Origin of the sequence: Methylobacterium sp. GC_Met_2, from assembly GCF_026540795.1 — a bacterium.
GTDB lineage: Bacteria > Pseudomonadota > Alphaproteobacteria > Rhizobiales > Beijerinckiaceae > Methylobacterium.
In genome coordinates this window covers 15093-26166 of sequence record NZ_JALNUM010000089.1, presented here as the reverse complement: position 1 = coordinate 26166, position 11074 = coordinate 15093, and the positions used below count along the sequence as shown (strand labels likewise).

Sequence of the window (11074 nt, the reverse complement as noted above, 5' to 3'; positions counted from 1 at the left end):
GCGGCATTATTCCCGGCTGGAACAATGGCCGGGGCGAGGGCGGCACGGCGCAGCGTGGGCAGCTCGAGGAACCCGTTCTCCTCGATGTAGGAGGCGAGGAAGGCGGTCCCGGTGCAGAGGCCGGCGATTGAGAAGGCAGCGAGGGCGGCGAGCATGGGTGCCCCCTCAGGCTGCGAGAGCGGAGGGGAGGACAACGACGCGGCAGCCCCCGTAGACGCGGCCGGCCTCAAGAGCAGCGAACGCCTCGGCGTCATCCAGCGTGCGGTAGTTGAAGCCGATTTGGCCCTGCCCGCGATGCCCGTCCTTGTAGGCGGTGCAGACGGTGACGGCGAAGTTACCGTTGCCCTGGCGGGTGATCGCGATGGCGCGGTCAACGATGGTCAGGCTGTCAGAGCGGCCTGTCGTGTTGGCGTAGAGAGTGGCGAACATGGGCGGGGCTCCTCAGTGCGCAGCGGCGCGGTGGGCGGCCTTGGCGACCTGCCAAGCAGCCTTGAGAGCAGAGGACAGCGCCTCGCGGCGGGAGACGCCGCAGCGCTCCATGATGCCGGGGGCGGCGCGGCAGGCAGCGGCCATGATGGCGGTGCGGTCGTACCGGCCGGAGACGACGAGGGGGCGCTTGCTGGCGCCGAACTGGATAAAGGCGCGGGCGGACAGGAGGCCAGCGGGGATCTTGGGCTTGCTGTCGTGCAGCGAGCGGGAGAGGCGGGTCCAGGAGACGGTGCGGTACGACATCGGTCTGTCTCTCAACGGCCAATGTGATACTTATGGCGACATACAGGACGGCTTGTCAACACGGGTAGAAGGTTATATTTTTAGCGACATGGCTGGAGATGCGTTGTGACCGAGTTGACCCCGGAAATGTGCCGCGCCGGGCGCGCACTGGCTCGGCTTGACCAGAAGGCCTTGTCTGAAGCCTCAGGAGTCCCGTTGCCGACGATCAAAGCGTTCGAGACGGTCCGAAGCGTGGACGGGAAGCCGTCGCGGCGCCTGACCACGATGAACAATCGTGCCCTGGTCGCAGCCTTCGAAGCCGCCGGCCTTGAGTTCATCCCCGAGAACGGCGGAGGGGCCGGGATCCGGTTCAAGTTGAGGAAGGACGGTACGCAGGGCGAGCACTGACGAGCGCACCCTTGAGCTTCGCGGTTCTAGTCCCAGATCAGCAGTAGCCGCCTCGGGGTAGCCGTGCTCGACGCCCTCGCCTGTTCGATCGCTCAGACTGCCGCCGATGTTCTCGGCAGGCGCAGCGACGCGCACGGCGGGGCCTATGTCTCGGATGAGGCGATCGGCGCGCATCTGTGGTTCGAACGCGGCTTCACGGACCACGACGAATTAGTCTCACTCATCAACCACACCCGGCGGCTACTTGACGTGCGGCCCTCGCCCCGGGCGGTCTGGGTACCGTACCGAAAGCCAGTGCAGCTCAGCTTTGAACTTGGGGCTGCCTGATGGGTCGCCGGGATCCTGAGCCCCCGCGGATGTTCGACATCTTCGATCGGATCGCGGCCGAGGCGGTGGAGCGGGCCAAGGCCCAGAACCAGGCCGTTGCCCTTGAGCGGAAGATCCGGGCGCCTCACAACCGGCGCTCGAATTGGACAGGCGACCGGCAGACGCTCCACGAAATCGGCAGCCTGATACAGCTTCGCCACCAGGGCCCTTGCGATACGGACGACGGCGAAACCTACCTGCGCGCTGCCCTGCCCTGGATCATCACCAAGGCAGGCGGGTTCCTCTCCGAGGATCATGAGGCGCGCGTCGCCGACTGGTGCCGGGTCTCCGTTCCCCGCCTCGACCGTGCCGCCATCCGTGAGTGCATCGCCGAGGCCCGGGAGCGCGACGGGCGGCAACGGCTCTGGTGGTCCGCCCAAGAGTTGGGCGACCTCCTGCGCCTCACGACAGACGAGCGGGAACGGTCGCGGATCACGCGCATCCGCCCGGCCGGAATGACGCCTCGGAGGTTCGCGGCCTATCAGAAGGGTCGGGAAGCGGTGAAGGCCAAGGCCCGCCGCATCGCCCAGGGGTCCACGCCCCGGGAGCAATCTAAGGCTCAGCTAGAGCCATGGTTCGCCCTCAACATGAGCCGGGCAACCTACTTCCGGCGACAGCAGGCCGGTACCCTTCCATCCCAGATCCGAGACCGTGAGACTGTTTCGTCGGCAGCAGGTACGAAGTACCTACAGCCCGCGACGGACCGGTCTCACATCGCAGAACGAACCGTTCCGGGTCCAGCGAGCAAGCCCCGCCCGAGCCAAGGCGTCGGCGCTGTCGGGCATACGCCCAGTGGCAAGGCGAGGGCAGTCCCACCCGGTCGTGCCGTGGCGCTGCCTCTACCGGAAGGGGGAGTTTCGGAGCACCCCGACATGCTCGGGGGTGGGGAGTGGCGACAGATCGGGGCGCCGCTCAGCGACTATGCCGGAGGGGTTCTGCCTGACAACCTCGTGCGTGCAGTCCGCGACGCGCAGCGAGTCCGGCAGATGACGCAAGAGGCGGTCGCCCGTCAGATCGGGGTCAGCCGACCACAGCTCGCCAATGCGTTGCAGGGTCGCTTCGGTCTGAGCCGGAGTGCCGCAGCCAATCTGCTGACGTGGCTTGCTGCCTGAATTGCTTCGTCATCGTGCCGGCGGCGTCAGTCGCCCGCCGTCAGGCGGGACCAACGACAACCGCTGAGCTGCCGCAGATGGTTAGGCCCTCAGATCAGGGCTTCGTCGCGATCGCGCCCATGACGGCGGCTGTCACGGCGTTCCTGAACGTCTTCTCCTGAGGGCCAGGCTTGCCTTTAAGCTCAGAGATCTCGGGCGCGGCGGCTACCGCTGCGGTTATATCGACGCTGTGTCCGCTCACGAACCGATAGGGGCCGGTATCGGGGTCCCTCATGTAGAGGTCCACGGCGGCCACGATCTCACTGCTGCTGATCGTACCGGCTTTCCGGAGATCGGCGATGGTCGGGCGTGCGGCGGCCATGGTGTCCGTGGATCAGGTGGTACGGGGACGCCACGCGTCCTAGCGCCCGGCTGGACCAACATAGGCTGATGGGACGGGCTTTCAGCCACATGGTCTATACAAGCGGTCTGCCGTAGCTCGGCCGCATGTCAGCCAGTCTCGCCCCCGCCCTGATCCCAAACCCCGTTGCTATCTGGCACGGCGCCATCGAGAACATCTCGCCTCACGCCTCGCCCTGCCGGTATCTCACCCCGGCCCGCTGGATGCCGATACGGGAGGCCGCCATCGACTTCTGCGACCGGCTCGGCTCCGAAGCGCATCAGCTCGGCTGGACAGCGGAGGAGTTGTTCGCCGTCCACCCGGAGCATGGAACGCTGCGAGTCGAGTTCTGCGGCGCGCTGATGATCTCCGGCAGCAAGGCCGTGGCGGTGGAACCAACCCGGATCGTGTTCGATCGGGGATCAGGCTACCGGACGAAGCCAGGTCAGGTCTGGGGTATTCCGGTCTGGGAGTTCGCCATGAAGAGTGCGGGGCGATGAAGCGCCGACTCCTTGCCCCGATCGGCGGCACTGGCTCGCTCGTGGGCTTCACGGTGTTGGTGACGTCCTTGGCGGCCTGCGGTTTCACGGGCGTGGTGCCCTGACAGGCCGCAACAACTCCACCAAGACTGGCACCCGCACCGGCATCATCCACAAGCCAGCGGACGCGCCGGTATTGGAACCGCAAACGATCCGTCAATTTAATATAGGTTGAAATTACGGCGGAGCGTCGACGTGAGTTTTACGGTTGTAGGCCCCAAGGACGACCACGAGTTAGAGGATGCTGTACGTCGCGGTGTAGCCGACGGGTTAGCTCGGATGCTCGGAGTGCCGAAACACCCGGTCGGCGTTCAGGCGATCCTCGACAAGAACGCCCCCAAATTCGACAATGGGAGTGACGGCCAAAGCGACGAAGGCGCTGCTCCGCCACGAGCGTAGTCGAGATCTGAACCGCTCACCCCCTCGACCGGGAAGCCCATGATGACCGCTGTCATCACCACGGTCCGGCGCAAACCGGGATTGGTCGCCTCGTCGGCCAACAGCTTCTTGGCCTGCGGGTGCATCTCGATCGCCTTCGCCACGTCGACGGTGTGGCCGGACTTGAAGGCGAACGGCTTGGTGCCCTCATTTTTCCTTGTCAGGACGCGATCATCTCGCGGATGCGCGCCGCCATCGTGTCGACGGCGAATGGCTTGGTCAGCACCTGCATGCCCGGGTTGAGGTGCCCATTGCCGAGGACCGAGTTCTCGGCATAGCCCGTGATGAACAGGACCTTCAGCTTGGGGCGGTTCACGCGTGCCGCGTCGGCCATCTGCCGCCCGTTCATGCCACCGGGCAGGCCCACATCGGTGACGAGAAGGTCGATGCGCACGTCCGATTGCAGCACTTTTAGCCCCGTCACGCTGTCGGCGGCCTCGATGGCGGTGTAGCCGAGTTCCTCCAAGATGTCGGTGACCAACATCCGCACGGTCGGCTCGTCGTCGACGACAAGCACCGTCTCGCCCTGCTCGGATCGGGGGAGATCGGACGTACGCTCCGCTTCCTCGTGAGCCTCGCCGTCGCCGTGGTGGCGAGGTAGGTAGATGCAGACGGTCGTACCCTGTCCGACCTCTGAGTAGATCCGAACCTGCCCGCCCGATTGCTGGGCGAAGCCGTAGATCATCGAGAGCCCGAGGCCGGTACCCTCGCCAAGTGGCTTCGTCGTGAAGAACGGTTCGAATACCCGGGCGACCACGTCCGGCGGCATGCCGGTGCCGGTGTCGGTGACGCAGAGCGACAGGTACTGCCCCTCGGGGATGCCGTGCTTCTGCGCAGCCCACCGGTCGAGCCACCTGTTGGCGGTCTCGATGGTGATGCGGCCGCCCTCCGGCATTGCATCGCGGGCATTGATGCACAGGTTCAGCAGCGCATTCTCAAGCTGCGGCGGGTCCACCAAGGTCGTCCAGAGACCAGCAGCGCCGACCGTCTCCAGGTGGATCGAGGGGCCGACCGTACGCCGGATCAACTCCTCCATGCCGGAAATCAAGCGGTTCACGTTGGTCGGCTTCGGGTCCAGCGTCTGGCGCCGGGAGAAGGCGAGCAGGCGGTGGGTCAGCGAAGCTGCACGCTTGGCCGCTCCCTGGGCAGCCGCCATGTAGCGATCAACGTCGTTGAAGCGCCCCTGGCTCATGCGGGTCTGCATCAGTTCCAGGCTGCCCGAGATGCCGGCGAGCAAGTTGTTGAAGTCGTGCGCCAGCCCGCCTGTCAGTTGGCCGACTGCCTCCATCTTCTGAGCCTGGCGCAAGGCTTCCTCTGCGGCCTGCAGCGCCAGTGCCTGCTCTTTCTCGGCGGTGACGTTGCGGCCGCTGGCATAGATCAGGCCGCCCTCGGGAGCCGCGACCCAGGAGATCCAGCGATAGGTCCCGTCCTTGTGCAGGCAACGGGTCTCGTAGGCCGGAAGCTCGCCGGTCGAACTCGAAGCCAAAGCGCGCGTGCTGTTGGGATGATGATCGGGATGATTGAACGCGAGGTGGTTCCTGCCGACCACCTCATCGACGGCCCAGCCCAGGATGTTCGTCCAGGCCGCGTTGGCCGCGAGGAAAGTCCCGTCAGTGCCGACGACGGCTTGAAGGTCTCGCGAATGCCGCCAAACCTGGTCCCGTTCGCGGGTGCGTTCCTCGACGCGCTGCTCCAGGGTCTCGTTCAGGCCCCGCAGCGCATCCTCAGCCTGCCGAATGGTGGTGATGTCGCGGGACACCGACAGGATCTTATCCGGCCGTCCTTCGGGATCGAGGATCGGGGAGACCTGCACGTCCCACCATCGAGGCCTGCCGGCCATGGTGTTGGCCGGACCCTGGAACTGGCGCGACTGGCCCAGCTTCGCCGCAGCGATGGCCGCCGTAGCCTCCGTGTTTCCTTGTCCCTCCCAGAACGACGGCCAGGGACAGCCCCGGATCAGGTTGAAATCAGAGACCTCCATGACCTCATAGCCGCCCTCGTTCATGAAGGTGAGGTTGCCGTCGAGGTCGAGCACCTTGATGCAGTCGCGGCTGCTGGCCAGCACCCGCCGGTTGAACTCCTCGCTCTCGCGCAGCGCCTGTTCCGCCCGGACGCGCTCGGTGGTGTCGTAGCCGCCGACAAAGATGCCGGTGACGGACCCGTCCTCATCACGGATCGGCCGGTACAGCAGGTCGATGAACCGCTCCCTGTCCTCGCCTGCGAGGCGGATGGGCATCGACTGGGCCGAGAACGCCTCGCCGGTGGCGTAAACCCGGTCGAGCAATTCGTAGAAACCCTGCCCGACGAGTTCCGGGAAAACCTCGCGCACGCCGCGACCGACGAAGGCGCGCGGACCCGCGATGGTGACGTATGCGTCGTTGACGTAGGCGTAGACGTGATCGGGACCGGTGAGGATACCGACGAACCCGGGCATCTGCTGGAAGACCATACGCTGGCGCTCCGCCTCGCCCGCCATGCGTCGCTCCGCGTGGACCTGCTCGGTGACCTCGGTGCCCTGGTTCAGCAGCCCGACGATGGTGCCGCCCTCGCCCCGGATAGGGGCGGCGGTGAAGTCCCAGTACGTCGTCTCCAGCCTGCCCCGACGTACCATCGGCAGCTCGACGCACACCTGCGAGAAGCCCTCGCCGGTATGCATGCAACGATGGAACGGGGCTGAAACTTGCTCCCAAGCCGAGCCCCAGACCTCGGCGACTGGACGGCCGAGTGCCGCCGGGTGTCGGTCGGCCATCGAGGGGATGTAAGCGTCGTTGTAGAGCATCCGGAGGTCCGGTCCCCACAGGATCGTGCCCAGCATCGGTGAGTTCAGGCAGACCGAGAGCATTGAGCGCAGCGACTGCGGCCACGTCTCCAGTGGCCCGAGCGGTGTCGCTGCCCAATCGTGGGCTCGCATCCGCTCGCCCATCTCGCTGCCGCCGGCGAGGAAGGCGAGGTCGCGCCTCGGCACCTCAGACACGTCCATGCTGCTGTGCAGGCTGGCTTGTTGTGGCTGAGCTGCCCGCTCCCTGGCTCTCCCCCTGCGCGCGTAGGAGCCGGATTGCGGTGCGGATCACGTCGCTGGCCGAGGCGTACTCCCCGTTCGCGACTTGGCCATCGATCCACTCGGCGTGCGGGCCGGTCAGGGCGATGTGGCGAGAGTGCTTAGCAGGCATGCCGGCTCATAACACAGCCAACCCTCGGGTGTTTCCTTACGCTCACCTCTCGGAAGGTGTTGATGCCGCAGGCGTAGCACGCGTTCCGCTTTGAGGTTCACCGGTCGAACTGCCGTAGCCGCTCGCTATCGAACAACTTCCGTCACTGCTGCGCATGAGCTGAAGATTTCAGTTGGATCGAGAGCGAACGACGGATCCATCAGGCTGGCCGGGCGGCCATATCATCGGCTCGCCCGGCCTCGCGCACTCCGACCGCTCCGCGGCCAGTGCCCATCAGATAGAGCGAGCACCACTGCACCGCTATGGTGCTTTCATACTGTCATGCTGCAATGCTGTAGCGCTACAGTTCTACCGCATGGTGGCGCTGTGAGACCGTAGCGCTTTCGCATCGTCGTGCTGCCCTGCTACAGCGCGACAGCACTAAGAGGTCACATGCGCACGATAACCCTCGTCACGCAAAAGGGCGGCAGCGGCAAAACCACGATCACGGCCAGTCTCGCGGTCGCGGCCGCCGAGGCGGGTGAGAAGGTGGTGGCGCTCGATCTTGACCCGCAGGGCTCGCTTGGCGCTTGGGGCGACAACCGGACGGAGGAAGCCCCGGCGGTCGACCGCCTCGGCGCCGATCGGCTGGCTGAGCTGCCGCAGATCCTGGCGGCTCTCGGGGAACAGGGGTTCACGCTCGCGGTGCTCGACACTGCCGGCGTTGCCTCGACCGGGGGCAATCTCGCGATGCAGGCGGCTGACCTGGCTCTCATCCCTGCCCGGCCCTCTCGTCTCGATCTCCAGGCCACCATGCCGACCATCGAGACGCTGATGCGGCTCGGGATGCGGGATCGGTTCGCCTTCGTGCTCAACCAGTGTCCGGCCGGGCGCTCGGCTCGAACCGTCGAGGCGGCTAGCGGGCTCGGGATGTTCGGCGTCTTGGCAGAACCGGCGCTGACCCAACGTGCCGACCATCAGGACGCGTTGGCGGCCGGGAAGGGCGTCACCGAGTATGCGCCGGACGGCAAGGCGGCCGACGAGCTGCGGGCGCTCTGGGCCTGGGCGGATCGCAAGATGAAGGCGAACAAGGCATGAGCAAGCGCCCGTCCCTGATCGGTGGCCTGTCCCTGCCGGGAGCCGAGACCTGCGAGACCGCGGCGCCCGCGGCCGCCGAGCCCTCGCCGTCCGCCCCGGCTCCGAAGCCTGCCGGCCGGCGAGCCCGGCCCGATGTCGTGCATACCTCTGTGTATCTGCCGCGGGAGGTGCATCGACGCCTGCGCGAAATCGCGTTCACCCGCGACGTGAAGGTTCACGACGTCATCATGGAAGGGATCGACGCCGCGTTGCAGAAGCACGGGCACCCGTCGGTCGCGTCGCTCAAGCCGAAGGGCGAGGCGTAGCGCCATAGCGGGCCGACGCTGCGGCGCTGTCCTGCTGTGACGCCATAGTGCTGTCATGCCGTGCCGGTTTCGTGCTTTGATGCTGTAGCATTACAGCGTCAGAGCATTGCAGCATGACCTTGCTTCGTGTAGCTTCCGATAAGACGCATTCTCGGAAGTTTCGAGCGAGGGAGAAAAGGGCATGGCCGCAACGACTCTGGACCTCCTGCCGCTCGACAATCTGGCGCCAGCCGCGACGGGCTTCGACTATGAGCAGCTAGACGACGCCGCCGCGAATGAAGCCAAGGCGGTGGTCGAGCGCTACCGCCAGCGACAGAAGGCCTATGTCATCGACACGGGCCGGGATCTGCTCGCGATCAAGGCGCGGCTTGAACACGGCCTGTTCCTCGAATGGGTGCAGGCCGAGTTGGGCATGACGCCCCGATCCGCTCAGCGTGCCATGAGTGCCGCCGAGGTGCTGGGGGACAAAAGCGACACGGTGTCGTATTTGCCGCCGACCGCCATCTACGCGCTGTCGGCGCCATCCACTCCGGCACCCGTGCGTGCCGCTGTTCTGCGCCGGATCGAGGCCGGCGAGGCTGTCCGAGCCGAGAACGTCATGCACGAGGTGCGCGAGGCCAGGGACGAAGCTCGGAAGCGCGCAGCCACCGAGAAGGAAACGGCGCGGCGTGCGGCCCTGACTCCTGAGCAGCGCGACGAGGAAGATGCTTTTGCTGCCAAGGGCGAGAAGCGGCGCGCCGCCTTAGCTCGCAAGGAGGAGCGCGACCGGGTCAAGAACTTGGATGAGCGGCGAGCGAACGAAGCTGAGGCTCGTCTCGGTGCAGCTTACCTTCTCGACCGGCTGGGCGCTGATGCGGTCGCTACGTTTTTCGCACGCTTTGATAGCTCGGCCCGCTACCGCATTTTCGGCCTCGTCCAACAGTTGGCTAACGCCGAACGCGCTCGCTGTATTGAGCCGGTTGATGTCGCTCTGCGTCACTTCGCGATGACGAACGGGTTCGAGTGGCTGAGCCCTGAAGAACAGGATCGTGCTCGGGATCTTGCGCAGAAGTTTGAGGCGGGCGAGCCAGTCGACCCCGTCGCCGTCGTTGATGTTGGAAACGGCAGGTCCCCTCGTTACGAGATCGTGGAAGGCATTGATCGGTACAACGCCCTGCGGGGCATCCTCGGGCGAGAGACCATTCCAACACGGATCGCGCCGCCCGTCGCCCCGGAGGTTGTCGCAGCGATAAGGGCGACGGGTGGCTGAAAACCTGTCGGCCGAGTTTTATGAGGACGCCGTAAAACTGCCGGCCGAAGCCGCCGCCATCGTCCGCGCCTACCAGCAGGCCAGCAAGGCGGACTCTACCGTTCGCGCCTACCGCTCCGACGTGCAGGTGTTTCAGGCCTGGTGCGATCGGTTCGGCTTCCAGTCCTTGCCGGCGAGCCCCGAGGCCGTGGCCGGCTTCCTGGCACACGAAGCCGAGGCCGGGCTGTCCGCATCGACCATTGGCCGGCGGCTCGCCGCGATCCGGTACGGGCACAAGCTGGCGAAGGCCGCGGACCCGACCGACGACGAGGACGTGCGCGCCACCATGAAGGGGATCCGGCGTCGCGTCGGCGTGGCCCCGACCCAGAAGGCCGCCGCGACGGTCGACATCCTGCAGATGCTGCTGGCGCGGACGCCGGACACCCTGACCGGCAAGCGCGACCGGGCCTTGTTGGCGCTCGGCTTTGCTGGCGCGTTCCGCCGGTCCGAACTGGTAGCTCTCGACGTCGCCGATCTGCGCGAGGATCCCGAAGGCCTGCGGGTCACGGTCCGCCGGTCGAAGGTCGATCAGGAGGGCGCGGGGTTCGTGAAGGCGATCCCAACCGGCCGCTATATCCAGCCGGTGCGCCTCGTGCGGGAATGGTTGGATGCAGCCGGGATCACGTCAGGTCCGGTGTTTCGGCCGGTGTCGCGGTCGGGGCGGGTGCGGAGGGTTTCAGCTCAAGTTGAGCCGAAACTCGATGCCGAGGGAGTTCCGGGGCAGAATGACCCGAAACCCTCTCGCCTCACGGACCGATCTGTCGCCAACATCCTGAAGGCCTACTGCACGGCCGCCGGGCTTGATGCCTCGACGTTCGGGGCGCACAGCCTGCGAGCCGGTTACATCACGACAGCGGCTGAACGTGGCGCCGATCTAGCCCGGATCATGGACCAGTCCGGACACCGGAACGCCGACACGGTGGTGAAGTACATCAGGCGCGCGAACCTGTTCAAAGCGCACTCGGGGAGCGGGTTTCTGTAGGAGATGGATGTTGCCGGGTGGCAGGGTCTGTCAGTCTTCCGGCGTGACGCAGGTTCCCATGAAGGCCGTTCGCACCGGTCCTTCCTCTAGTTTCTGATCCTCTGCCTGCTGACGGCAGCGCGCCAACACATCCGGACTAACGGCCGACGCAGCTTCTTCGCCGGCTGCCGTACCAGACGCGGCCGTGCCGGCAGGATCGGGCGCGCTCTGTGCCCAGCCGAGTGTCGGCAGGCCTATGAGGGCAGCCAGGGCGGCTGTGAGCGCGAGTGAGCGTCGCATCGTTGTCTGCCAGGGCTATG

Annotated in this window: 14 protein-coding genes; 8 read left to right on the top strand and 6 right to left on the bottom strand. The window is 66.2% G+C overall.

Annotation, left to right across the window (positions count from 1 at the left end; genetic code table 11):
- Positions 1 to 165: 165 nt before the first annotated feature.
- Positions 166 to 429 (bottom strand): hypothetical protein, encoded by a 264-nt coding sequence (locus OXS49_RS24230; protein ID WP_267427235.1) that lies wholly within the window; start codon positions 427 to 429, stop codon positions 166 to 168.
- A 12-nt stretch (positions 430 to 441) separates the two neighbouring features.
- On the bottom strand, positions 442 to 732 hold the full coding sequence (locus tag OXS49_RS24225) for a hypothetical protein (RefSeq protein ID WP_267427234.1): 291 nt from the start codon (positions 730 to 732) through the stop codon (positions 442 to 444).
- 195 nt (positions 733 to 927) lie between these two features.
- Here OXS49_RS24225 and OXS49_RS24220 point away from each other — a divergent pair, with 195 nt between their 5' ends.
- The 3 genes from OXS49_RS24220 (at position 928) to OXS49_RS24210 (ending at position 2597) form a co-directional block, all read left to right on the top strand.
- On the top strand, positions 928 to 1119 hold the full coding sequence (locus OXS49_RS24220) for a hypothetical protein (protein WP_267427233.1): 192 nt from the start codon (positions 928 to 930) through the stop codon (positions 1117 to 1119).
- Positions 1120 to 1182: 63 nt separating this feature from the next.
- The gene (locus OXS49_RS24215) at positions 1183 to 1446 is read left to right on the top strand and encodes a hypothetical protein (RefSeq protein WP_267427231.1); all 264 of its coding nucleotides are present in this window, start codon (positions 1183 to 1185) and stop codon (positions 1444 to 1446) included.
- A gap of 29 nt (positions 1447 to 1475) precedes the next feature.
- Entirely contained in the window at positions 1476 to 2597 is a 1122-nt protein-coding gene (locus tag OXS49_RS24210) for a transcriptional regulator (RefSeq protein ID WP_267427229.1), read from the top strand.
- A gap of 94 nt (positions 2598 to 2691) precedes the next feature.
- Here the strand turns inward: OXS49_RS24210 and OXS49_RS24205 are convergent, their stop codons facing one another.
- Positions 2692 to 2958: a hypothetical protein gene (locus OXS49_RS24205; RefSeq protein WP_267427227.1), complete on the bottom strand. Its 267-nt coding sequence runs from the start codon at positions 2956 to 2958 to the stop codon at positions 2692 to 2694.
- A gap of 125 nt (positions 2959 to 3083) precedes the next feature.
- On the opposite strand from OXS49_RS24205, the gene OXS49_RS24200 reads away from it, so the two are divergent.
- Positions 3084 to 3476: a hypothetical protein gene (locus OXS49_RS24200; protein ID WP_267427225.1), complete on the top strand. Its 393-nt coding sequence runs from the start codon at positions 3084 to 3086 to the stop codon at positions 3474 to 3476.
- Between the two features lie 350 nt (positions 3477 to 3826).
- Here the strand turns inward: OXS49_RS24200 and OXS49_RS24195 are convergent, their stop codons facing one another.
- Genes OXS49_RS24195 through OXS49_RS24185 form a run of 3 tightly spaced genes read right to left on the bottom strand, consistent with a single transcriptional unit; the run spans position 3827 to position 7123 of the window.
- Complete coding sequence (locus tag OXS49_RS24195; RefSeq protein WP_267427224.1) at positions 3827 to 4057, bottom strand: hypothetical protein; 231 nt, start codon at positions 4055 to 4057, stop codon at positions 3827 to 3829.
- Positions 4058 to 4113: 56 nt separating this feature from the next.
- Positions 4114 to 6933, bottom strand: coding sequence for a PAS domain-containing sensor histidine kinase (locus OXS49_RS24190; protein ID WP_267427223.1), 2820 nt, complete (start codon positions 6931 to 6933; stop codon positions 4114 to 4116).
- Positions 6920 to 7123 (bottom strand): type II toxin-antitoxin system ParD family antitoxin, encoded by a 204-nt coding sequence (locus OXS49_RS24185; RefSeq protein WP_267427222.1) that lies wholly within the window; start codon positions 7121 to 7123, stop codon positions 6920 to 6922. The genes OXS49_RS24190 and OXS49_RS24185 overlap by 14 nt, the downstream gene beginning before the upstream one ends.
- Positions 7124 to 7555: 432 nt before the next feature.
- Between OXS49_RS24185 and OXS49_RS24180 the strand changes: the two genes are divergently transcribed.
- From OXS49_RS24180 to OXS49_RS24165, 4 genes are all read left to right on the top strand, one after another.
- Positions 7556 to 8200 (top strand): AAA family ATPase, encoded by a 645-nt coding sequence (locus OXS49_RS24180; protein ID WP_267427221.1) that lies wholly within the window; start codon positions 7556 to 7558, stop codon positions 8198 to 8200.
- Positions 8197 to 8505, top strand: a complete 309-nt coding sequence (locus OXS49_RS24175) for a hypothetical protein (protein ID WP_267427219.1) — start codon at positions 8197 to 8199, stop codon at positions 8503 to 8505. The genes OXS49_RS24180 and OXS49_RS24175 overlap by 4 nt, the downstream gene beginning before the upstream one ends.
- Before the next feature lie 181 nt (positions 8506 to 8686).
- Positions 8687 to 9754: a hypothetical protein gene (locus tag OXS49_RS24170; protein WP_267427217.1), complete on the top strand. Its 1068-nt coding sequence runs from the start codon at positions 8687 to 8689 to the stop codon at positions 9752 to 9754.
- On the top strand, positions 9747 to 10775 hold the full coding sequence (locus tag OXS49_RS24165; protein WP_267427216.1) for a site-specific integrase: 1029 nt from the start codon (positions 9747 to 9749) through the stop codon (positions 10773 to 10775). The genes OXS49_RS24170 and OXS49_RS24165 overlap by 8 nt, the downstream gene beginning before the upstream one ends.
- Positions 10776 to 11074 lie beyond the last annotated feature (299 nt).